This window comes from Kribbella sp. NPDC104740 (assembly GCF_055583505.1).
The window spans coordinates 120,453-141,827 of record NZ_JBVJNV010000010.1 but is presented as its reverse complement, the minus strand read 5'-3'; the positions used below and the strand labels follow the sequence as shown (position 1 = coordinate 141,827).

26 protein-coding genes are annotated in these 21,375 nt (G+C 70.6%); 15 read left to right on the top strand and 11 right to left on the bottom strand.

Translation table 11 applies throughout. The features are described from left to right. The first annotated feature begins 163 nt into the window (after positions 1 to 163). From ACZ6Z4_RS36210 to ACZ6Z4_RS36185, 6 genes are all read left to right on the top strand, one after another. Complete coding sequence (locus ACZ6Z4_RS36210) at positions 164 to 1,228, top strand: ABC transporter substrate-binding protein (RefSeq protein ID WP_465575886.1); 1,065 nt, start codon at positions 164 to 166, stop codon at positions 1,226 to 1,228. A gap of 23 nt (positions 1,229 to 1,251) precedes the next feature. After that, entirely contained in the window at positions 1,252 to 2,037 is a 786-nt protein-coding gene (locus ACZ6Z4_RS36205) for an ABC transporter ATP-binding protein (protein WP_465575883.1), read from the top strand. Beyond that, positions 2,027 to 2,908 (top strand): ABC transporter permease, encoded by an 882-nt coding sequence (locus ACZ6Z4_RS36200; protein ID WP_465575878.1) that lies wholly within the window; start codon positions 2,027 to 2,029, stop codon positions 2,906 to 2,908. Before ACZ6Z4_RS36205 ends, ACZ6Z4_RS36200 begins: the two co-directional genes overlap by 11 nt. An 80-nt stretch (positions 2,909 to 2,988) precedes the next feature. Then, the gene (locus tag ACZ6Z4_RS36195) at positions 2,989 to 3,075 is read left to right on the top strand and encodes a putative leader peptide (protein ID WP_363671599.1); all 87 of its coding nucleotides are present in this window, start codon (positions 2,989 to 2,991) and stop codon (positions 3,073 to 3,075) included. A gap of 55 nt (positions 3,076 to 3,130) precedes the next feature. Continuing rightward, a complete protein-coding gene (locus tag ACZ6Z4_RS36190) occupies positions 3,131 to 4,021 on the top strand; it encodes a sulfite exporter TauE/SafE family protein (protein ID WP_465575875.1) in 891 nt (296 codons plus the stop codon). A 48-nt stretch (positions 4,022 to 4,069) separates the two neighbouring features. After that, positions 4,070 to 4,492, top strand: a complete 423-nt coding sequence (locus ACZ6Z4_RS36185; RefSeq protein ID WP_465575871.1) for a PLD nuclease N-terminal domain-containing protein — start codon at positions 4,070 to 4,072, stop codon at positions 4,490 to 4,492. An 866-nt stretch (positions 4,493 to 5,358) separates the two neighbouring features. Here ACZ6Z4_RS36185 and ACZ6Z4_RS36180 read toward each other — a convergent pair. Beyond that, positions 5,359 to 5,655, bottom strand: coding sequence for a WhiB family transcriptional regulator (locus ACZ6Z4_RS36180; RefSeq protein WP_077017062.1), 297 nt, complete (start codon positions 5,653 to 5,655; stop codon positions 5,359 to 5,361). Positions 5,656 to 5,817: 162 nt separating this feature from the next. Here ACZ6Z4_RS36180 and ACZ6Z4_RS36175 point away from each other — a divergent pair, with 162 nt between their 5' ends. Continuing rightward, positions 5,818 to 6,777 carry a MerR family transcriptional regulator gene (locus ACZ6Z4_RS36175; RefSeq protein ID WP_465575866.1) on the top strand — a complete coding sequence of 320 codons (960 nt, stop codon included), beginning with the start codon at positions 5,818 to 5,820 and terminating at the stop codon, positions 6,775 to 6,777. Here ACZ6Z4_RS36175 and crcB read toward each other — a convergent pair. The 5 genes from crcB to ACZ6Z4_RS36150 form a co-directional block, all read right to left on the bottom strand. Next, the gene (gene crcB / locus ACZ6Z4_RS36170) at positions 6,774 to 7,127 is read right to left on the bottom strand and encodes a fluoride efflux transporter CrcB (protein ID WP_465575863.1); all 354 of its coding nucleotides are present in this window, start codon (positions 7,125 to 7,127) and stop codon (positions 6,774 to 6,776) included. The two genes, ACZ6Z4_RS36175 and crcB, sit on opposite strands and share 4 nt — an antisense overlap. Next, the gene (locus tag ACZ6Z4_RS36165; RefSeq protein WP_465575860.1) at positions 7,124 to 7,501 is read right to left on the bottom strand and encodes a fluoride efflux transporter FluC; all 378 of its coding nucleotides are present in this window, start codon (positions 7,499 to 7,501) and stop codon (positions 7,124 to 7,126) included. Before ACZ6Z4_RS36165 ends, crcB begins: the two co-directional genes overlap by 4 nt. Beyond that, on the bottom strand, positions 7,498 to 8,037 hold the full coding sequence (locus tag ACZ6Z4_RS36160) for a histidine phosphatase family protein (protein ID WP_465575857.1): 540 nt from the start codon (positions 8,035 to 8,037) through the stop codon (positions 7,498 to 7,500). Before ACZ6Z4_RS36160 ends, ACZ6Z4_RS36165 begins: the two co-directional genes overlap by 4 nt. A 49-nt stretch (positions 8,038 to 8,086) precedes the next feature. Next, complete coding sequence (locus ACZ6Z4_RS36155; protein WP_465575854.1) at positions 8,087 to 8,659, bottom strand: hypothetical protein; 573 nt, start codon at positions 8,657 to 8,659, stop codon at positions 8,087 to 8,089. 148 nt (positions 8,660 to 8,807) lie between these two features. Continuing rightward, a complete protein-coding gene (locus ACZ6Z4_RS36150; RefSeq protein WP_465575850.1) occupies positions 8,808 to 9,329 on the bottom strand; it encodes a GNAT family N-acetyltransferase in 522 nt (173 codons plus the stop codon). A 254-nt stretch (positions 9,330 to 9,583) separates the two neighbouring features. Here ACZ6Z4_RS36150 and ACZ6Z4_RS36145 point away from each other — a divergent pair, with 254 nt between their 5' ends. Then, positions 9,584 to 10,684: a 3-deoxy-7-phosphoheptulonate synthase gene (locus ACZ6Z4_RS36145; RefSeq protein ID WP_465575843.1), complete on the top strand. Its 1,101-nt coding sequence runs from the start codon at positions 9,584 to 9,586 to the stop codon at positions 10,682 to 10,684. A 121-nt stretch (positions 10,685 to 10,805) separates the two neighbouring features. Then, entirely contained in the window at positions 10,806 to 11,525 is a 720-nt protein-coding gene (locus tag ACZ6Z4_RS36140) for a hypothetical protein (RefSeq protein ID WP_465575840.1), read from the top strand. Here ACZ6Z4_RS36140 and ACZ6Z4_RS36135 read toward each other — a convergent pair whose 3' ends face one another. Continuing rightward, on the bottom strand, positions 11,526 to 12,476 hold the full coding sequence (locus ACZ6Z4_RS36135) for a helix-turn-helix domain-containing protein (RefSeq protein ID WP_465575838.1): 951 nt from the start codon (positions 12,474 to 12,476) through the stop codon (positions 11,526 to 11,528). It lies immediately after the preceding gene. Between the two features lie 202 nt (positions 12,477 to 12,678). On the opposite strand from ACZ6Z4_RS36135, the gene ACZ6Z4_RS36130 reads away from it, so the two are divergent. Then, complete coding sequence (locus ACZ6Z4_RS36130; RefSeq protein WP_465575835.1) at positions 12,679 to 13,164, top strand: cupin domain-containing protein; 486 nt, start codon at positions 12,679 to 12,681, stop codon at positions 13,162 to 13,164. A 74-nt stretch (positions 13,165 to 13,238) separates the two neighbouring features. Beyond that, positions 13,239 to 15,314: a phosphocholine-specific phospholipase C gene (locus ACZ6Z4_RS36125; RefSeq protein ID WP_465575832.1), complete on the top strand. Its 2,076-nt coding sequence runs from the start codon at positions 13,239 to 13,241 to the stop codon at positions 15,312 to 15,314. On the opposite strand, the gene ACZ6Z4_RS36120 is transcribed toward ACZ6Z4_RS36125, so the two are convergent. Further along, on the bottom strand, positions 15,304 to 16,311 hold the full coding sequence (locus tag ACZ6Z4_RS36120) for a LacI family DNA-binding transcriptional regulator (RefSeq protein WP_465575829.1): 1,008 nt from the start codon (positions 16,309 to 16,311) through the stop codon (positions 15,304 to 15,306). The two genes, ACZ6Z4_RS36125 and ACZ6Z4_RS36120, sit on opposite strands and share 11 nt — an antisense overlap. A gap of 121 nt (positions 16,312 to 16,432) precedes the next feature. On the opposite strand from ACZ6Z4_RS36120, the gene ACZ6Z4_RS36115 reads away from it, so the two are divergent. The 3 genes from ACZ6Z4_RS36115 to ACZ6Z4_RS36105 are packed head-to-tail and all read left to right on the top strand — an operon-like array spanning position 16,433 to position 19,210. Beyond that, a complete protein-coding gene (locus ACZ6Z4_RS36115; protein ID WP_465575826.1) occupies positions 16,433 to 17,440 on the top strand; it encodes a substrate-binding domain-containing protein in 1,008 nt (335 codons plus the stop codon). 1 nt (position 17,441) lies between these two features. Beyond that, the gene (locus ACZ6Z4_RS36110) at positions 17,442 to 18,425 is read left to right on the top strand and encodes an ABC transporter permease (RefSeq protein WP_465575819.1); all 984 of its coding nucleotides are present in this window, start codon (positions 17,442 to 17,444) and stop codon (positions 18,423 to 18,425) included. Further along, entirely contained in the window at positions 18,422 to 19,210 is a 789-nt protein-coding gene (locus tag ACZ6Z4_RS36105; RefSeq protein WP_465575816.1) for an ATP-binding cassette domain-containing protein, read from the top strand. The genes ACZ6Z4_RS36110 and ACZ6Z4_RS36105 overlap by 4 nt, the downstream gene beginning before the upstream one ends. Here ACZ6Z4_RS36105 and ACZ6Z4_RS36100 read toward each other — a convergent pair. From ACZ6Z4_RS36100 to ACZ6Z4_RS36090, 3 genes are read right to left on the bottom strand one after another with little or no spacing between them, the layout of a single operon-like run. Continuing rightward, positions 19,207 to 19,458 (bottom strand): hypothetical protein, encoded by a 252-nt coding sequence (locus ACZ6Z4_RS36100; protein ID WP_363671473.1) that lies wholly within the window; start codon positions 19,456 to 19,458, stop codon positions 19,207 to 19,209. The genes ACZ6Z4_RS36105 and ACZ6Z4_RS36100 overlap by 4 nt on opposite strands. Positions 19,459 to 19,471: 13 nt before the next feature. Then, the gene (gene ybaK / locus ACZ6Z4_RS36095; protein WP_465575811.1) at positions 19,472 to 19,960 is read right to left on the bottom strand and encodes a Cys-tRNA(Pro) deacylase; all 489 of its coding nucleotides are present in this window, start codon (positions 19,958 to 19,960) and stop codon (positions 19,472 to 19,474) included. Positions 19,961 to 19,995: 35 nt separating this feature from the next. Further along, complete coding sequence (locus ACZ6Z4_RS36090) at positions 19,996 to 20,646, bottom strand: helix-turn-helix transcriptional regulator (protein WP_465575806.1); 651 nt, start codon at positions 20,644 to 20,646, stop codon at positions 19,996 to 19,998. A 72-nt stretch (positions 20,647 to 20,718) separates the two neighbouring features. On the opposite strand from ACZ6Z4_RS36090, the gene folE reads away from it, so the two are divergent. Further along, a complete protein-coding gene (folE, locus tag ACZ6Z4_RS36085) occupies positions 20,719 to 21,351 on the top strand; it encodes a GTP cyclohydrolase I FolE (protein WP_465575803.1) in 633 nt (210 codons plus the stop codon). Positions 21,352 to 21,375: the final 24 nt, after the last annotated feature.

Sequence of the window (21,375 nt, the reverse complement as noted above, 5' to 3'; positions counted from 1 at the left end):
GCCACATGGTGAGCGAGGTGTCTCACATACTGAAAGAATACCCAATTGATCGGTTTTCTTTGCTTTCATGGTCGGACCGCAGGCCTCCCGGTGCCCCCCGAGCTAGGTCCGAACGACAGATCGCGATTCCGCCCCGAGTCGCCCGCACCTGAAGGTCACCACTGTGAGGAACAACTTCCGCCGTACCCGCTTCACGGCTGCCGCCGTCGCTCTGCTGGCCGTCGTGGCCGGCTGCTCCCGCGCCGACGGGGGAGAGCAGCCGGTCGCCGCCACCGACAAGGGCCCGGCCGCCGAGCTGCGGCTCGGATACTTCCCGAACGTCACGCACGCCGCGGCGCTGGTCGGGCTCGACCAGAACCTGTTCGGCAAGGAGCTCGGCAGCACCAAGCTGGTGCCGACCAAGTTCAACGCCGGCCCGGAGGCCGTCGGCGCGCTGCTCGGCGGCTCGCTGGACGCCTCGTTCATCGGCTCCGGCCCGGCGATCAACGCCTACGCCAAGTCCAGCGGGTCCGCCGTACGGCTGATCGCCGGTGCGACCTCGGGCGGTGCCCAGCTGGTCGTCAAACCGGCCATCACCAAGCCCGAGGACCTGGCCGGCAAGACCGTCGTCACGCCGCAGCTGGGCAACACCCAGGACGTGTCGCTGAAGAAGTGGCTGGCCGAGAAGAACCTGACCGGCAAGGTCAAGGTCACCAACCTGGAGAACGCGCAGACGCTGGACGCGTTCAAGAAGGGCGACGTCGACGCGGCCTGGCTGCCCGAGCCCTGGTCGTCGCGGCTGGTGCTCGACGCCGGCGCGAAGGTGCTGCTCGACGAGGCCTCGCTGTGGCCGGACGGGAAGTTCCCGACCACGGTGCTGATCGTCCGGACCCAGTTCCTGCAGGAGCACCCGCAGACCGTGAAGGCGCTGCTGACCGGGCTGGTCGCGGCGATCGACTTCAGCACGAAGGACGAGGCGGCGGCGAAGAAGGTGGTCAACGACCAGCTGCTCGAGCTGACCGGCAAGGCACTGAAGCCGGCCGTGATCGACCGGGCGTTCGACAACATCAAGATCACTGCTGATCCGGTCGCGGCGCAGTTCCCGCAGCTCGCCAAGGACCAGGTCACGGCCGCGATCGCCAAGGAAGCGCCGAGCGTCGCGGGGTTCGCCGACCTCGGGCCGCTCAACGAGGTGCTGGAGAAGGCCGGGCAGCCGGCCGTCGACGCCGCCGGGCTCGACGCCAAGTAACCGTTTCCGAGGGGGGAAGCACGATGACTGCAACGATCGAGACCAGGCGGGTGGCGGTGGCTCCAGTGCAGTTCCACGGGGTCGGCAAGAGCTTCGGGTCCGGGAGCAAGGCTGTGGTCGCGCTCGACCAGGTCGATCTCTCGGTGGCGCCGGGGGAGTTCGTTTGCCTGTTGGGCGCGTCGGGGTGCGGGAAGACGACGCTGCTCAACCTGGTGGCGGGGCTGGACCAGCCGACCAGTGGGCGGATCGAGTTGAACTCTTCCCGGCCGGCGGTGGTCTTCCAGGAGGCTGCGTTGATGCCTTGGCTGACGGCCGCGGGAAATGTCGAGCTGCCGTTGCGGATGGCCGGTGTTGGTAAGGCGGCGCGGCGAGCCACTGCTGCTGAGTTGCTCGAGCTGGTTCGGCTGGGTGGGGTCGGGGACAAGCGGCCGCACGAGTTGTCGGGTGGGATGCGGCAGCGGGTCGCGCTGGCTCGGGCGTTGGCGTCCACGACTGATCACACCGGCGCCGGTGCCGGGAAGCCTTCGTTGTTGCTGATGGACGAGCCGTTCTCGGCGCTGGATGCGATCACGCGGGATGTGCTGCAGGGGGAGTTGCTGCGGATCTGGCGGGCGACCGGTACGGCGATCCTGTTCGTCACCCACGACGTACGGGAAGCCGTCCGGCTCGGTCAGCGTGTTGTGCTGCTGTCGTCGCGTCCCGGTCGCGTCGTCCAGGAGTGGGATGTGGACGGGATCGCTGACGAGGCGCGGGCCGTCGACGAGGTCAACACCGCGCTGCGGAAGGTGATCAGCAGCCATGCCGCCTGAGCTGACGCAGGTCCGGGCGGGCTCTGTCGAGGCTGGGCTGGACGCCCTCGACACCCCCGTCGACACCTCGCGGGAGACGATCGCGCGGCGGATCGTCGTCCGGGTGCTGCCGCCGATCGGCGCGATCGCCGTGTTCGTGCTGATCTGGCAGGTGCTCTGGGCCGCGGCGTTCTGGCCCGAGTTCAAGCTGCCCGCGCCGGCCGACGTCGGCGCGCAGATCTGGCAGTTGGTCACCTCCGGCGACATCCTCGAGCTGTTCTGGACGTCGGTGCACCGGGCGGTGATCGGGTTCGCGATCTCGCTGCTGATCGCCGTACCGCTCGGTCTGGCGATCGCCAACATCACCGTCGTACGGCGTGGTGTCGGGCCGCTGGTCTCCGGCCTGCAGAGCCTGCCGTCGGTGGCCTGGGTGCCGGCGGCGATCCTCTGGTTCGGGCTGAACGACCGGGCGATCTACTGGGTCGTCCTGCTCGGCGCCGTCCCGTCGATCGCGAACGGGCTCGTCTCCGGGCTCGACCAGGTGCCGCCGATCCTGCCGCGCGTCGGCAAGGCGCTCGGCGCCGGGCGCTGGGGTGGCATCCGCTACATCCTGCTGCCCGCCGCGCTGCCCGGATTCCTCGGCGGGCTCAAGCAGGGCTGGGCGTTCTCGTGGCGCTCGCTGATGGCCGCCGAGCTGATCGCGACCTCACCCGATCTCGGCGAAGGTCTCGGCCAGTACCTGCACAACGCGATGTCGCTGTCCGACATCTCGATGGTGTTCGCCGGGATCCTGCTGATCTTCGTGGTCGGCGTCGGGATCGAGCTCGCCGTCTTCCGCCCGCTGGAGAACTCGGTGCTGCGGGCCCGCGGCCTGACCCAGGGGAGGAGATGAACCGATTCAGCTGCTGAAACAGCTGTCCGGATGCTGAAATCCAGGCATCTTGGCTGACTTTGTCTGCTTTCCTGGATCGCATGCAGACGATCGCGAACGCGCCCGGAGACGCCCTCACGCGTCGCCGGCACGTCGACCTGCTCCGCGTGAACTCCGCTTGCTGTTGACCTTCGGCGCACTCTCCACCCCCTCGTCCTCTCCTCCGCCCGAAGGAGCAGTTCCGTGCGTCGTCTCATCCTCATCGCCCTGCTCGGATCCGTCGCCCAACTCGTCGACGGCACCCTGGGAATGGCCTACGGCGTCACCGCCACCACGGCCCTCCTGATCACCGGCATCACCCCCGCGGTCGCCTCGGCCGCCGTACACCTCAGCGAAGTCGGTACGACGCTGGCCTCCGGGCTCTCGCACTGGCGGTTCGGGAACGTCGACTGGCGCGTCGTCGCGCTGATCGGCGTGCCCGGTGGTGTCGGGGCGTTCGCCGGAGCGACGTTCCTGTCGAGCCTGTCGACCGAGTCGGCGTCGCTGTGGGTCGCGGCGCTGCTGATCCTGCTCGGCGTCTACATCCTGGCCCGGTTCGCGATGGGCAAGATCCGAGTCGTCATCGAAGGCCGCGTCGGCGGCAAGTTCCTCGGCCCGCTCGGCCTGATCGCCGGCTTCGTCGACGCGACCGGCGGTGGCGGCTGGGGCCCGGTCGCCACCTCGGCGCTGCTCGGCAGCGGGAAGCTGGCGCCGCGGAAAACGGTCGGGTCGGTCAACGCCGCGGAGTTCATCGTCTCGGTCGCGGCGAGCCTGGGCTTCCTGTTCGGGCTGGGCGGCGAGAACATCCCGTACGGCATCGTCGCGGCACTGCTCGTCGGCGGCGTGATCGCGGCGCCGTTCGCGGCGTGGCTCGTGTCGCGGCTGGCGACGCGGTGGCTGGGGGTTGGGGTTGGGCTGGTGCTCATCCTGACCAACGCGCGGACGCTGCTGAAGGGGCTGGAGGTCGGCACGGCGGGGCGGTTCACGGCGTACGGCGTACTGGTGGTGCTGTGGGCAGGCGTCGTCACCTACGGCATCCGGCGGGCGCGGGTTGCTGCTCCTGAGGAGAAGGAGCTGGAAACCGTAACCAGCTAGCCGCGCCGCCACTCTCGCTTGCTGGGAATCGCGCCGTACTGTGGAGACGTGCGATATCTGCCGTTCCTGATCAGCCTGGCCCTGACCGTCTACGCGCTGTTCTCCTGCATCCAGACGCGTACCGAGGACGTCCCCTACCTGCCCAAACTGGTATGGCTCGTCCTGATCGTCTTCGTCCCGTTCGCGGGCCCGATCGTCTGGCTACTCCTGTCCAGGAACGCCCGCCGCCCTGAGCCCCCTGCTCGGCGGGCGCCGTCCGCTTCCCGCCCGGTGGCCCCCGACGACGACCCAGACTTCCTGGCCACGCTCGAACGCTACCGAGACCCCCGCATGGGCGGCTCCGCGCCGCCACCTCCGGCGGATCCCGAGCCCGAGGACAAAACCCCCAAAGACCCGCCGAAGAAAAAGCCGTCCAAGGACAAAGACCCCGGCAAACAAGCGCCCACAGAATCCGACGACGGCAAGAACTAGCTGGCGTGCCCCTTGAGGCCGCCTCGGATTCGGCCGAGAAGGTCCGCTCGGGCTGAGGCCCCGCCGGCCGAAAGGCGGAACACGCAAAGCCGAGTTCCACCTCGGCGGGCGCAACCGCCGCCGCCGCACGCAGCCGCCGCCGCACGCAGGCGCAGCCGCCGCCGCACGCAGGCGCAGCCCGCAGCAGGGTTCGCAGGCGCGCCGCTCCGCAAGCCACAGGTAGCACGCACCCAGCACAACTTGTAGCTGCCCCCGGCCGCAGCGGCCTCAGCCCGCGCGGTCTGTCCGGCCGCATGGTCGCTGGGCTCAGCGGGGCACCCGTGGGTTGAGTGCGGAGCGGCCGCAGCCGGCAGGTGCAGCCTCGGCGCAGCCCAGAGCGGCAGGCGCAGCCAGCAGCAGCCGGCAAGCACAGCCCACCTCGGCCAATGCCCACGACTCCATCGCCTTTTGCCGGCCGCAGCGGCCTCAGCCTCAGGCGGTCTGTTCGGCCGCATGGTCGCCGGGCTCAGCGGGGCACCGGTGGGTTACCCGGGCCAGCCGAGCGACGTGGCGCCGAGGCTGGTTGGCGGCTGCTTGGGAGCGCACCGGTTGGGTGGGCTCGGGGGCAGAAGCCGAACGGGATCGGCGTGGGCAGCGAACCGGGTGGCTGGAGCGGGAGCGAACACACCAGAGTGGAGGGCTCGAAGCCCTTGGCAGGCTGGGGTTTCGCTTCCGCCGGCCGCTCCCTTGGGCGCACAACAGACAGAGCGCGCGCCCAAAGGAGGCCGGTGCTGGTTTGGAGGGGCAACCTCCGGTGACAACTACTACCGGGGTTGGGTCCGGGCGAAAGAGCCCGGAAGACTCGGGGTGGTGCTCACCCGGGGGCCTTAGGCGGACTTCCTGTGCTCGGCGAGGACGACGTTGTTGTCCCGCTCGGACTCCGTGGTGCCGCCCCACACGCCGTACGGTTCTCCGACGGACAGTGCGTGCTGGCGGCACTCGGGCTGGACCGGGCAGGTTCCGCAGAGTGACTTCGCCACCATCTCGCGCGCGCGTTTGCGGACGCCACGCTCCGATTCGGGGGAGAAGAACAGCTCCGGGTTGACGTCGCGGCAAGCGGCTTGCGACTGCCAGTCCCACAGATCCATGAGCGGGCGGGGTAGGCGAGGCATCCCTCTCGACATGGCAACCTCCTTGACTCACCGTGAGCGCGGACGGGCGCTCGGTGAAAACTATGCTCAACTCATGCGTAGTTCAACCCTTGTCGTCTCGAACTTCGGTCGATTCGTTATCGGCCCTTGGCGATTTCCCCCGGATCGCGACCTGAAACGGGCATGATGAACGCCGTGCGACCCGCCTCCGAGACCCTGACCGTCGGGGCCGCGGCGCGCCGTCTGGGGATCGCGGCGCCGACGCTGCGCAGCTGGGAACGGCGGTACGGGCTGAGCCCGAGCGCCCGCAGTACAGGCGGTCACCGCCGGTACGACGCGGAGGACCTGGCGCGCCTGCGCGCGATGCTCCGGCTGGTCGACCAGGGGGTGCCGACGGCCGAGGCGGCGGCCGAGGTCCGGGACCGGACCTACCCGGTCCCGTCACCCACTGTGACTTCCGCCACGTCCGTTGCCGCGGGCCCGGAGAAGGCTGCCACGGCAACATTCCAGCCGCCGCCGAGGGCCCGGCGCGAGCCGGCCAAACCCCCGGCGGACCTGTTCTCGCTGGCGAACGCGATGGACTCCGAGCGGCTCACCCACGAAGTTGCCCGCAGCCTCGACCGGTCGGGCGCGGTCGAGGCCTGGACGAGCCGGCTGATGCCGCTGCTGGTCGAGGTCGGCGACCAGTGGGAGCGAACCGGCGCCTGCGTCGAGGTCGAGCACCTGGCGTCGGACGCGGTCGCCGGCGGGCTCAGGTACCACACGCGGCGCGCGGTCGAGCGGAACCGGCCCGACGAGGAGGAGCGTCCCGTCGTACTGGCCTGCCTCGAGCGCGAGGACCACGCGCTGCCGCTGCTGGCCGTCGCGGCGGCGCTCGCCGAGCGGGGGGTCAAGGTCCGGACGCTCGGGGCGGCAACTCCGGTCGCGTCGCTCTCGGACGCCGTACGCCGGATCAGGCCGGCCGCGGTGTTCGTCTGGGCGAGCACGCCGGAGACGGCGGATCTCGCCGCGCTGCGGACGCTGGCGCGCACGCGGCCGTCGTACGCGCTGGTGGTGGGCGGACCGGGCTGGCAGGAGCTCGGGAAACCGACCGGCTGGGTGAACTCGCTCGCGGACGCGGTGAACGCGCTGGTGACGGCGGTCCGGCCCGGCTAGACGATCGTCGCGCCGAGGATCGCCGCGGCGAGGCCGAGACCGAGGTTGAGGGCGGCGTTGAGGGCCGCGGCCGTCCGCTGACCACCGCGGGCGAGTTGGAGCGTCTCGGCGGCGAACGTGCTGTACGTCGTGAACGCGCCGCAGAAGCCGACGCCGATCAGGAGCGTGGCGGTGTGGCCGGTGACGCCGGTCATCAGGCCGAGCACGAAGCTGCCGAGCACGTTGACGGTCAGCGTGCCCCAGGGGAACGGTTCGGCGCCGTGCAGGATGCGGGCGACGACGTGGCGGTCGACGAGGAAGCGCAGTGGTGCGCCGACGGCGGCGCCGAGGGCGACGAGCAGGAGGGTCATCGCGCCACCCGGTCGCCGGCCCAGACCGCCACGAGTGCGGCGGCGAGGGTGCCGAAGAAGTAGACCAGGGCAACGACCGCGTGGCCGGGGAGCAGGCGGTCGGTGTCGACGGCGAAGGTCGAGAAGGTGGTGAAGCCGCCGAGGACGCCGGTGCCGAGGAAGGGGCGCAGGAGTGGATGCGTTCGCGGGGTGATCCGGGCGAGCAGTACGCCGATCAGGAAGCAGCCGAGGACGTTCGTGACGAATGTTGCCCAGGGAAAGCCGCCTGGTTGGTGCGGCCAGGCCTCGGCGAGCCCGTAGCGGGTGAGCGACCCGACGACACCGCCCGCGGCGATGACCGCGAGTACTTGGACCAGCGGTAGATCTTTGGTCACTCGGCCTCGTACCGGTAGTACTCGTGGGCTCCGTGGGCGACGTCGGTGGTGCCGGTCAGCGCGCGGATCATCATGCTGTGGGTGATCGCGAGGACCGGCCCGTCGGTGCTCGCGGTGTGACGGGCGAACGCGGCCAGGGCTCGGGTGCGGAGCGCGGACAGCGGCTCCCACGGGCGCGGGATGCCGTCGGGCCACTCGCCGCCGTACTCGTCGAGCTCGGCCTGGGCAGCGCGGACGTCGGCGACGCCGCGCCAGGTGCCGGTGCTGTTCGGCAGCCAGTCACGCAGGTCGTAGTCGACCTTCACGCCGAGCGCGAGCCGGTGCCCGATGATCGCGGCGCTCTGCAGGGCCCGCGTGTACGGCGAACTGACCAGGTACGTCGCCCCGATCCCGCTGAGCAGGTCGGCGAGCGCCTCGGCCTGCTTGATGCCCTCGGCGCTGAGCGGCGCCGAGTCGGCCGCCGTACCGGGCCAGCCGTGGCCGTCCACCGGTGAGTAGTCCGGTGCCCCGTGTCGCACCAGGTAGATCTGGATCACGAGCCTGTTCTACCTGACTCGGCAGCTTCCCGTCGCGTACGGCGTGCCCTCACCGCAGATGCCGCGCGCCCGACCAGCCGCGCGCGTGCCCACCGGGCTCGGCGGGGGCGCTGGGCGGCCGTACGGCGTGCTGGACGCCGAACAGTTCGTCGAGCGCGGACCGCTCGTCCTCGTCCGCTGTCGGGTAGTCCAAGCCGGCGAGGCGGGGGAGCGAGGTGGTCTCGGGGCCGCGAAGGTCGTCGAGAGCCTCCGCGCCGAGCCGGGGGACCGGGTTGTGGAAGTCCTCGAGTGGCCGCGTCCCGCGCTCGCTGAGCCGCGGGGCCGGGGGGTGGTGTTCCTCTACCGGTCGCGCGCCACGTTCGCCGAGGGGCGGCCTGGTGTTGAGCTCCGGCGTGGCGGGCTCCGTCCAGCCCTCCAGCCAGTGCACCTCCGTCGCGCCGTGGTGGCCGTGGACCGCGAGCACCGAGTCGAGGTCCGGCCAGACCGCAGTCGCCGGGTTGTTGCCTCGCCACCGCAACGCCACCGAGCCGTCGGTGAAGACGCAGCCCTCGGCGACCACACCGGTCCCGCTGACGCCGCTGAGGTCGCGGTGCCGGACCAGCTCGAACGTCCGCGGCATCACCAGCCCGCTCCGCGCCCGGACCCACCCTGCCGAACCACATCACCGAGCGGACTCGCCACCGTACTTCGACCCCTTAGACGCCTCGACATGTTGTTGCGACCCTCAACGACTTACCTCCCGTCGTGGTTACTGCCGGGGAAGCCTGATCTCAGCTCGTGGCCGCTTCCGTCTCACGCCGCATGAACACGCGGTCGGCGGGTTTCAGGCCGAGCTCGCTCTCCTCGGCGCGGATCGCCAGCAGGCCTGGGGTGAGCTCGTCCTCGGTCAACTCACGGAAGCCCAGCCGTGCGTAGTACGGCGCGTTCCAGGCGACGTCGCGGAAGGTGCTCAGGGTGAGAGCCGGGAGCTGTTGATCGCGTGCGAACTGATCGACGGCGTCCATCAACGCGCGGCCGTGGCCCTGGCGCTGGTGCGTCGGATGCACGCTGATCTGCTCGACGTGCGCGGCGCCGTCGACGAGCTTCGCGAGGACGAAACCGACGGGGTCGCCGCCGGAATCGACGGCGGTCCAGGCCCGGCCGGCGCGCTGGTAGGCGCGGAGGATGTGGAGGGGCGGGGGCGCGTGGTCGGCGATGTCGGTCATGCCGATCTCGCGGAAGAGGACGCCCGCGGCGGTCTCGATCGACTGGAGAGTGGGGAGGTCGCCGGGTACGGCTGGTCTGACGGTCACCCGAGGAGAGAATCATGCTGAGTTCGCCCACGCCACGGGATTCCTTCGGGCGGGTGCTACCCTCTGTCACGTGAAGCGTTGCTATTGGCGGTTTTTTGAGTGGCCGGCCCTGGTGCCGGGTGACTCAGCCGATCGCTGACGCCCCGACGCAACACCCCAGAGCCGGCACGAGGCAAGGACATCCGTCCTTGCCTTTTCTCATGTCAGCCGGCACTGGCTTCGGGTTCGGTCGCCGGCGGAAAGGTCTCCCCGTGATGAACACCCTCCCTCCGCAGCAGGAGCAGCAGCAGGCAGGTCCGTCCCCGGTCGTCGATCGCCGGATCGAGAAGACGGTCCCGCTCGTCACGCCGCAGGCGCTGCACGCCGAGCTGCCGCTGACCGACGACCTCGCCAAGACCGTCGTCGCGGGCCGGGACGCCGTCGCCGACGTCCTGAACGGCACCGATGACCGCCTGCTGGTCGTCGTCGGTCCGTGCTCGGTGCACGACGCCGACGCCGCGCTCGAGTACGCCGAGCGCCTGCGCCCGGTCGCCGAGCGGCTCTCCGACGGGCTGCTGGTGGTGATGCGGGTGTACTTCGAGAAGCCGCGCTCCACGCTCGGCTGGAAGGGCCTGATCAACGACCCGGGCCTGGACGGGTCCGGCGACGTGAACTCCGGGCTCCGGATCGCCCGCAAGCTGCTGCTCGAGGTGCTCGCGCAGGGACTGCCGGTCGGTTGCGAGTTCCTTGACCCGATCACCCCGCAGTACATCGCCGACACCGTCGGCTGGGGCGCGATCGGCGCCCGCACGGTCGAGTCGCAGGTGCACCGACAGCTGTCGTCGGGGCTGTCGATGCCGATCGGGATGAAGAACCGCCCCGACGGCAGCATCGCAACCGCGGTCGACGCGATCAAGGCGGCCGCCGTACCGCACGTGTTCACCGGTATCGCGCACGACGGCACCCCCGCGATCCTGCACACCCGCGGCAACCCGGACTGCCACCTCGTGCTGCGCGGCTCCGACGCCGGCCCGAACTACGACGCCGAGTCGGTCGCCGGCGCCCAGGAGTTGCTCCGTACGGCGGGCCTGCCGGAGCGCGTCGTGATCGACGCCAGCCACGGGAACTCCCGCAAGGACCATCACCGCCAGCCGCAGGTCGCGGCCGAGATCGGCGCGCAGGTGGCCGCGGGCAACAAGGCGGTCGTCGGCGTGATGCTGGAGTCGTTCCTGGTCGAGGGCCGGCAGAACCTGGAGCCGGGGCACGAGCTGACCTACGGGCAGTCGATCACCGACGCCTGCCTGGGCTGGGACACCACCGAGCAGGTGCTCGAGGGGTTGCGGGACGCCGTACTGGCGAGGCGCCAGGCAGGCTGACGAGCCGGGGCCGCGGCGCGCCGCGGCACGCCGTTCAGGTGATCCGCGCAACTTCTCCGGGTTTCTCCGCATCGAGCGTGTGTCGGCAACGATGCCGGCAACCATTCGGAGGGGAAACATCGTGCGGATCACCAAGAAGGCAGTGGCGGGCATCGCGGCACTGGGGCTGGCTGGGGGAGGCGGCGTGCTGCTGATGTCGTCCGCGGACGCGGCGGAGCCGCAGCCGCCGGCGGCGGCGCGTGACGCCGGTGGAGCGATCCCGAACACCAAGGGTGCGGTGACCAACTGGCACCTCGGCAAGGGCAGCGTGTACGGCGACAACCTCGGGCCGGGCATGGTCGAGTGGTTCACGACGGTCTACAACGGGTCGGTGCACGAGATCGGGCTGGACGCGAACCTGAAGAACCAGCTGGCCAACGGCAAGGGCACCGCCGTGACGCTCGCGCCGAAGGCGATCGAGAAGATCGGCGGCTCGTTCGCGGCGAACAAGACCACCGTCGGCGAGTTGAAGCTCCCGGCCGCGGGCACCTACCTGGTCAACACGCAGGCCAAGTTCGACCGTAAGGACGCCGGGTCGGCCGGCTACGAGACGCCGACCACCGAGACCTACCCGAGCCTGGTCGTCCGGTACGGCGCCGACAAGGACGCCGGCACCATCATGGGCAGCCCGGTCTCCAAGGCCGGTTTCGTCGAGCTCACCGGATCGAGCACCGCCACGGTGACGGTCGACGGCCCGACGACGCTGAACGTGTACGGCTTCGGGTACAACGAGGACCGCAGCGCGTTCGGCGGCGGTCAGATCACCGTCGAGGGTCAGGTCACCGCGGTCAAGATCGGCTGATCACGGCAGGCGCCGCCGGAGGTACTCCGACGGCGCCACGCCGTACCGGGTCCTGAAGACCCGGGTGAAGTGGCTGCCGTCGGTGAAGTGCCAGCGGGCGGCCAGTTCCGAGACCGTGGTGGCGCCCGCGACCAGCTCGTCGTGGGCGTGCTCGAGGCGCCGGCGGCGGACGTAGCCCATCACGGACTCGTCGCCGTCGGCGAACGCCCGGTAGAGGGTGCGGACGGAGACGTTCAGCAGGCGGGCCAGGAAAGTGGACGACAGGTCGGGGTCGAGCAGGCGGGACTCGGCCAACTGTCGCGCGGCGTCGGCGAGCGCGGGGAGGAAGGCCGGCTCGCCCGCGACGATGTTGCGCTGGGCAAGGACTCCCTTCAGCAGCTCGGCCAGCGCGTGGCGGGCGTGCCGGAGTCCGGTCTCGCCGAACTCGTCGGCGCTCTCGGTCACCAGCGCCATGTACGACGTGAGCAGCCGCGCCTCGGGGGAGTTGCGGGTGCCGACGAAGGCGCGGTCGCCGAGTGACCGAAACTCGTCGGCGGGGAGCGTGAGTACGTCGGTCCTGGTGCCGGGGGCGATCCCGAAGCGCCAGGGGCGGTCGTTGGAGCGGACACACAGGTCGCCGGGTGCGACGCGGAAGGTGTTGCCGCGGCCGCCGAACGTCCAGCCGCCGGTCACCGGGAGGTGCACGACGACCAGTTCCTCGTGGTGCCGGAAGTGGCCGCCGGTGAAGCCGGTGATGGTCTCGCTGTAGAGGTCCTCGATCACCGCGTCCGCGACCTCGGTGTGCTTGATCCGGATCCGGTAGTCGGCGGCGGCTCGGGTCAGCTCGACCGGTGGGAGCGGGATGACGCCCGCGGACTGCGCGGCCCAGCCGCGTTCCAGGACGTCGACCGGGTCGCCCGATCGGAGCGAGACCGCCAGGTCCAGCTCGACCTGCCGCACAGAAACCCCCACCGGTCGAGTATCACCTGCAGCACCCCGGAGGCCCGTCACCACGGCGAAAACCTGTCAGGCCCGGCGGCCCGGGGAGCGCCGCGCGGCGGCGGCTTGTGGCACGCACGTACCGGCCGGGACGGCACTCAGGTCCAATCCCTGGCCGGCGTACCCGCTCTAGCGTCGGCGGCGAACCTTCCCTGCGTCGAGAAATGCGAGTCCGATGTCTCTTCCCTACACCGAAACCCCCTGCGCGCTGCACGTCCCGGCGGGCAGTGGCAAGAACCGGTGGTTCGCCGGTGACCTCTACCAGGTGCTGCTCAGCGCCGACCAGACCAAGGGCCTGATCGGCATGGTCGAGGCGTCCGTGCCTCCCGGCGCGGGGCCGATTCCGCACTACCACCCGACCGCCGACGAGTCGTTCTACGTGCTCGACGGCGAGCTGGAGTTCCTGAACGGCGACACGACGCTGACCGCGCGCCGCGGCGACGTCGTTCACATCCCTTCCGGGACGCTGCACCGGTTCCGCAACCTCAGCATGGACCATGCCAAGATGCTGTTCCTCTACACGCCGGGCGGCCCCGAGGGCCTGTGGACCGAGGCCGGCGACGAGCCGGTGCCCGGCGTACCGGTGCCGCCGTGGGGGCCGGAGCGGTGGACGCCCGAGGTGCTCGAGGCCGGCGCCCGCTACGGTCACCTGACCCCCTGAGCCGACGGGTGAACTTCACACTCCGGTGCTGAATCGTTCACACTCCGGGATGGCAGCGTCCCGACCATGCAGCCATGCCTGAGATCTCCCGCCGTTTCGTCCTGGGGTCCGCCGCTGGTGGAGCAGCCCTGTCGCTGCTGCCGCCGTCCCTGCACACCGCGATGGCGCAGCCGTTGCGCAAGGGCGGCCTGAACGCCGTCGAGCACGTGATCGTGCTGATGCAGGAGAACCGCTCCTTCGACCACTACTACGGCACGCTCCGCGGTGTTCGCGGGTACGGCGACCTCCGGCCGCTGCGGTTGCGCAACGGCAAGTCGGTCTTCCACCAGCCGGTCGCGGGCGGTGGCGAGGTGCTGCCGTTCTCGGTCCGGGAGGCGGCCGCCGCCGAGGGCCGTGCCGCGAGCGACATCCAGTACCTGGGGGCGCTCGCGCACGGCTTCGGCGACGCCACCCAGGCCTGGGGCAACGGCTGGAACGACGACTGGGTCGCGGCCAAGACGGCCGCGACGATGACGCACTACGAGCGCCGCGACATCCCGCTGCAGTACGAGCTCGCCGAGACCTTCACGATCTGCGACGCCTACCACTGCTCGGTCAACGGCTCCACCAACCCGAACCGCAACTACCTGTGGTCAGGCACCACCGGCTACGAGCCCGGTACGGCGAACCGCGCCGTCACCAACGCGGCGTACGACTACGCGCACCCGGGCTACGACTGGACGGCGTACCCGGAACGGCTGGAGAAGGCCGGCGTCTCCTGGCAGATCTACCAGGAGTGGGACAACTTCACCGACAACGCGGTCGAGTACTTCCAGACCTTCAAGGAGATCGGCCGCCGGATCCTGGCCTACGTACCGGGCGGCTGCCGGACGACCGAGGAGTTCTACGACAAGCTCTTCGCCAAGACTCCTGCCGAGCGGGCGACCGCGCTGCAGCAGCTCGACGCCGCGGTGAAGCTGCTGCCGAAGAAGGAGCAGAAGCTCTTCCGGCAGGCGATGTACCGCTCCGAGCCGGAGTCGCTGGTGCCGCGGCTGCGCGCCGACATCAAGGCCGGGACGCTGCCGAAGGTGAGCTGGCTGGTCCCGTCCGCGGTCGACTCCGAGCACCCGGGCTCGTCGACGCCGGTCGGCAGCGCGAACCTGGTCTACGACGTCCTCGACGCGATCGCGCAGGACCCGGAGGTCTGGTCGAGGACCGTGCTGCTGATCAACTTCGACGAGAACGACGGGTACTTCGACCACGTGCCGCCTCCGGTCGCCCCGCGCCCTGAGTCCGGGAACGACGACGACTGGTTCGGCGGGCGGCCGATCGGGCTCGGCCCGCGGGTGCCGATGACGGTGGTGTCGCCGTGGACGGTCGGCGGGCACGTGAACTCGCAGGTCTTCGACCACACCTCGGTGCTGCGCTTCCTGGAGACCTGGACCGGGGTCAGGGAGCCGAACATCAGCAGCTGGCGGCGGACGGCGTGCGGCGACCTGACCTCGGCGTTCGACTTCGATCGGGGCTACCGGCAACCATCGGTCGACAGGCCGGGCGCGGTGCCGGCGCCGATCGCGCGCTGGAAGCCGAAGCCGCCGAACGACCAGGCGCTGCCGCTGCAGGAGCCGGGCCAACGCCCGGCGCGGGCGCTGCCGTACCAGCCGTCGGTCTCCGGGATGGTTGCCGGCGGCGTCCTGAAGCTGCGGCTGAACAACGACGGGGACGCGCCGGTGCACTTCGCGGTGTACCCGTACGCCGGTGAGCTGGACGCGCCGCAGCACCTCGACGTCCGGACCACGAAGGCGCTCCCGATCGAGGTCGACGGCCCGTTCGAGATCGCCGTCCAGGGCCCGAACCGGTTCTGGGCCGAGCTGGCCGGCACCACCGACGGCCTCGCGGCCGGCCTCGACGTCCGCCTCACCGTTGCCAACGGCAACCTCCAGGTCGACCTGGAGAACCACGGCACCAAACCGCTGACGGTCAAGCTCAAGTCGCTCGGCTACGGCGGCCGCACGATCAGCCAGGACGTCCGCGGCAAGCAGACCCGCTCGCTCACCTGGCCCACCGACAAGGGCTGGTACGACGTGGAGCTCACCGCCGCCGAGGACACGACGTACCGCCGTCGCTTCACCGGGCACGTCGAGACCGGCAAGCCCAGCGTCACCGGCTAGGACAGCCGCACGACTCCCGGTGGATGATCTCCGCCGGGAGTCGCACGGTCTGCGGCGGTGCGTCGGGGTCGTGCATGCGCCGCAGCAGCAGCTGGACGGCGCGCGCGCCGATCGCGGTGGACGGCTGGGCGACGGTGGTCAGCCCCGGGCTGAACAGGTCGGCCCACGCGAAGTCGTCGAACGCCGCGACGGCGAGGTCGCGGGGAACCTTGATCCCGGCGGCCTTCAGCGCGGCCAGCGTGCCGATGGTCATGTTGTTGTTGGCGGCGAACACCGCCGTCGGGGGATCGGCCAGGTCGAGCAGCGCGAAGGTACCCTTGCGGCCGCCGTCACTGGTGGACGCGCCGTCGACGATCAGCGCCGGGTCGACGGTCAGGCCCGCGCGCTGGTGAGCGAGGTGGTAGCCGCGCAGGCGTTCGGCGCTGGTGGACAGGCCGGGGATGCCCGCGACGAGGCCGATCCGGCGGTGGCCGCGCGAGATCAGGTGGTCGACGATCGCGGCGGTGGACGCCTCGTTCTCGACGCCGACCTGGTCGACGCGCAGCTCGGGGTCGATCCGGTCGACCACGACGTACGGGACCGGGCGGTCGCGGAGCAGCGGCAGCGTCAGGTCGCGCCAGCCGTCGGCGGGGGCGATCACCAGGCCCTCGACGTGGTGGGCGAGCAGGTTCGCGATCGCGACCGACTCGTGCCGGGCGTCGTCGCGGGTGTCGACGATGATCAGGTTCAGCCCGGCCCGGGTGGCCTCGCCGTCGATGCCCTGGATCAGCTCCACCCAGTACGGGTTGGAGGCGGCGGTCAGCGCCAGACCGATGGTCCGGTTCGAGCCGGCGGCCAGCGAGCGGGCGATCGGGTGGTGCTCGTAGCCGAGCACGCGCATCGCGCGGACCACCCGCTCCCGGGTCTTCGGCGCGACCAGGCGGGTCCCGTTGACGACGTGCGAGACCGTGCTGACCGACACTCCGGCGGCCTGCGCGACCTCGGTCATCGTGACCATCGGTCGAATCGTCGTCGCTCAGCGTGCTTTGCGCAAGCCTTTGCGCAAAGCCTGCGACCAGTGCGCGGACAGGTCTAGCTTCGCGGTTCAAACCCGCCCGTTCCGATCCCCTGGAGGGCCGATGTCCCGCTCCAGCACCTCGTTGGCCGTGCTCGCCGCCACCGCCCTGCTCGCCACCACCGCCTGTACGGCGACCAAGTCCGGCAGCGACTCCGGAGCCGAGAGCTCCGGCCCGGTCAAGATCGGCCTGGTCACCAAGACCGACACCAACCCGTACTTCGTGAAGCTCCGCGAGTCGGCCAAGGCGCACGCCGCGACCAAGGACTCCGAGGTGATCGCGGTCGCCGGCAAGTTCGACGGCGACAACGAGGGCCAGGTCGCCGCGATCGAGAACCTGGTCCAGCAGGGCGTCAAGGGCATCCTGATCACACCCAGCAACTCGACCGGCATCCTCGGGGCGCTGAAACAGGCCAAGGACAACGGCGTCCTGGTGATCGCGCTCGACACCGAGACCGACCCGAAGGAAGCCGTCGACGCGACGTACGCGACGAACAACGTCACCGCCGGGGAGCTGCAGGGCAAGTACATCAAGGCGACGCTGGGCCGGACCGCGCCGAAGCTGCTGCTGATGGACGGTACGCCGGGCGGCACCGTCGACGAGCAGCGGCACCGCGGATTCCTGCAGGGGATGGGCCTGAAGGACGGCGCGCCGGAGATCCTCGGCGCGGCACCGACCAACGGCGACCAGAACAAGGCGCAGGCCGCGATGGAGAACCTGCTCCAGCGCGACGCGTCGGTGAACGCCGTCTACACGCTGAACGAGCCGGCCGCGCGCGGTGCGGTCGCGGCGCTGACCGCGAAAGGGCTGGCCGGGAAGGTCGCGGTCGGGTCGATCGACGGCGGTTGCCAGGGCGTCGCCGACGTGAAGGCCGGCAAGTACCTGGCGACGGTGATGCAGTTCCCGAAGAAGATGGCCGAGCAGGGCGTCGACGCGGTCGTTGCCTTCAGCAAGGACGGGACGAAACCGAGCGGGTTCCAGGACACCGGCGCGCAGCTGATCACCGACAAGCCGCTGCCGGGCCTGGACAGCAAGGACACCGCGTGGGGCGCCCAGAATTGCTGGGGATGAGATGAGTACGCCGGCAACCGTCAGCCGCAACCGGACGGCTGAAGCGTTCCTGCACAACCCCTCACTCGGGCCGCTCGGCGCGCTGGTCGTCGCGATCGTCGTGTTCTCGGTGACGACCAGCACGTTCCTGTCGGTCGACAACCTGTCGCTCGTCGTCCAGCAGTCGCTGGTCGTCGCGACGCTGGCGCTCGGGCAGACGCTGATCGTGCTGACCAGCGGGATCGACCTCGCCAACGCGGCGATCATGGTGCTCGGCACGATGCTGTTCGCCCGGCTGGTGACCGAGGGGAGCAACCCGGTGCTCGCGCTGGTCGTCGGGTTCGTCGTCTGCGCGGTGCTCGGTGGGGTGTCGGGTGGGTTGGTGACGTGGCTGAACCTGCCGCCGTTCATCGTGACGCTCGGCATGCTCACCGTCGTACTGGCGGTCGGGCGGTTGTACTCGCAGGGGAACTCCTGGCCGGTGACGGATCCGGTGCTCGGGGTGCTGGGGGACGGCGGGTACCTGTTCGGGCAGATTCGCGTGACGCACGGGATGACGTTGGCCGTGGTGATGTTCCTGGTCGTCTGGTACGCGTTGACCAAGACGGCGTGGGGGCAGCATGTGTATGCCCTGGGCAACGATCCTGAGGCGGCCCGGCTGACCGGGATCCATGTCGGGCGGACCCGGTTCAGCGTTTATCTGATCGCTGGGGTGATCTACGCGTTCGCTGCTTGGCAGGCGCTCGGGCGGATTCCGAACGCTGATCCGAACGCTTTTCAGACCGGGAACCTGGACAGCATCACGGCCGTGGTGATCGGTGGGACGAGTCTGTTCGGTGGGCGGGGGAGCGTGCTCGGGACGGTGGTCGGGGCGCTGATCGTGGCGGTGCTGCGGAGCGGGTTGACGCAGGCCGGGATCGACAGCCTGTACCAGGATGTTGCGACCGGCGTACTGGTGATTGCGGCTGTCGCCTTCGATCAGTTGGCTCGACGGAGGTCGCGATGAGCACGCCGGCGCTGCAGGCTCGTGGGCTGGTCAAGCGCTACGGGCGGGTGACGGCGCTCGACGGCGCCGACTTCGACCTGTACGCCGGGGAGGTGCTGGCGGTCGTCGGTGACAACGGCGCCGGCAAGTCGAGCCTGATCAAGGCGCTGTCCGGGGCGCTGGTGCCTGATGAGGGGACGATCCTGCTGGACGGGGAGGAGACGCGGTTCCACTCGCCGCTGGATGCCCGGCGGGCGGGGATCGAGACTGTCCACCAGACGCTGGCGCTGGCGCCGGCGATGGACATCGCTGCCAATCTGTTCCTGGGCCGCGAACTCCGTCGGGCTGGGCCTGTCGGCCGTTTGCTGAGGCTGCTCGACAAGCCCACGATGCGGCGGCAGGCCCAGGAGCAGCTCGATGCCCTCGGCATCGAGACGGTGCAGCACATCGGGCAGATCGTCGAGACGCTGTCGGGTGGTCAGCGGCAGGCCGTCGCGGTCGCTCGGGCGGCGATGTTCGGGAGCCGGATGGTGATCATGGACGAACCGACGGCCGCGCTCGGGGTGAAGGAGTCGGGTCTGGTCCTCGACCTCATTCGGCGGATCCGCGACCGGGGGCTGCCGGTGGTCCTGATCAGCCACGACATGCCCCAGGTCTTCGAGCTCGCCGATCGCATTCACATCCATCGGTTGGGCCGGCGGGCCGCGGTGGTCCGGCCGGATCAGGCGACGATGAGCCAGGTGGTGTCGCTGATGACCGGGGCCCTTCGTCCCGGGGATCCAGACGCACCACCTGATGTTTCCTAGGTTGCTGGGCCTTCCAGGCGGCGCTGGATTTCCTCGATGTCTTCCCGGGTGAGTTGGCCGAGGATGCGGGCGGCGGAGACGACCGCGAGGGTGTTGTCCTGGTCTGCTGGTTCGGGGTCGGTCTGTTCGTCGACGAAGGGCCAGGAGGCGACGGCGGACAGCATCTCCTCGCGGTCGACGAAGCCGGCGGCGTACAGCTCGAGGTAGCCGCGCAGGGACGGGGTGGTCTCGATGTTCGGTTCGTCCATACCAGGCTCCTGGTCAGCGGGCGATCGGCGCGGTCCGGGCGGCGGTGACGGTGATCAGGTCGGCCGGCGACAGGCCGATGTCGAGGCCGCGGCGGCCGCCGGAGACGTAGACGGTCGGGTGCGTGGTGGCGGAGGCGTCGACGACCGTCGGCAGCGCGCGCTTCTGGCCGACCGGGCTGATCCCGCCGACGACGTACCCGGTGGTGCGCTCGGCGGCGGCCGGGTCGGCCATCACCGCCTTCTTGCCGTCGAGGGCGGCGGCGACGGCCTTCAGGTCGAGCTGCTTGCCGACCGGTACGACGCCGACCGCGAGCTTGCCGTCGACCTCGACGAGCAGCGTCTTGAAGACCTGCTCGGGGTCGAGCCCGAGCGCCTCCGCGGCCTCCAGCCCGTACGACTTCGCGGCCGGGTCGTGCTCGTAGGCGTGCGTGGTGAACGGCAACCCGGCCTTGGTCAGCGCGACGGTCGCGGGGGTGCCTGCGGAGGGTTTCGTCTTCGCCACCCTCCGAGCCTAAGGGAAACAGCCGAGAACGAGCCTCAGGCTGACCGCGGGACCAGCCGGACGCAGCAGTGGTCGGGCGTCGGATGGAGCTCGGCCGACACCGCGGCCTCCGGGTGGGCCGTCGCGATGCCCTCGACCAGGTGCAGGGTCATCGTGCAGACCAGCGACCCGTGCTCTCGGGCCAGCGCGCGGAACGGGCAGTTGGACAGCGCGATCACCGGCCCGTCCTCGTGCGGTTCGAAGCCCTGCCCGGCGAGCGCGTCGGTGATCGTGTCGCCGGGCGCGGCCGAGCCGAAGGCCTGCGCGCGACGAGCGAGCGCCTCGCGCGGCGTACTCGCCGACTCCTCGGCGTCGGTGATCGCGCCGGCCAGCAGGTGCCCGGCGACGGCGTACTGGCGTTCGGGCAGTGAGATCTGGATCTCGTTCTCCGAGCGCTTGTAGAGCTTCGCCGGCCGCCCGGCGCCCGGTCCGGTGCGGCCGGTACGGCGCTCGTAGACGACCGTCAGCAGGCCCTCGGTGGCGAGCCGGTCCAGGTGGAAGGCAGCGGTGTTGCGCGGCAGCGCGAGGGCGCCGGCCGCGTCGTCGCGGCTGACCGGCGCGGCGGCCGCGGCGACGTACTCGTAGAGACGCCGCCGGGTCGGTTCGTCGAGGGCGGCGACCGCTTGCAGGTTGGCCTGTCGGTCCACGGGATGATTCTATCTCCAACTTCGGTTGACAAAACAGTAAACTGATCGCCTTCGATCCATCAGGAGGGGCGTATGACGACGATCCAGACCGAGCTCGCCGAGCCGGCCACGGTGGTGCCGACGAAGCTGCACGTCGTGGGCGGCCGCCCGGAGATCGACCTGCCGGCCGCCGAGCGCGCGGTCGCGGACCTGCTGAAGGCGCTCGGGCGGGACCCGCACGGTGCCCACCTGCAGGACACCCCGCGCCGGGTGGCGAGCGCGTACGCCGAGATGCTGACGCCGCGCGAGTTCGACCTGACGACGTTCCCCAACGACGAGGGGTACGACGAGCTGGTGCTGGCCCGGGACATCCCGGTGCAGTCGCTGTGCGAGCACCACATGCTGCCGTTCCAGGGCGTGGCGCACGTCGGCTACCTGCCGGGGGAGCGGATCCTCGGGCTGTCGAAGTTGGCCCGCGTGGTGGAGCTGTTCGCGCGCGACCTGCAGGTGCAGGAGCGGCTGACCAAGCAGGTCGCCGACTGGCTGCAGGGCCACCTGGCACCGAAGGGCGTGGGCGTGGTGATCGAGGCCGAGCACCAGTGCATGTCGCTGCGTGGGGTGCGCGCGACGGGGTCGAAGACGGTCACGTCGGCCGTGCACGGCACGCTGCGCGAGAACCCGGCGTCGCGGCAGGAGTTCTTCGCGCTGACGGGGATCGCCGGCTAGTCCGTCGGGGCAGGCCAGTGCCTC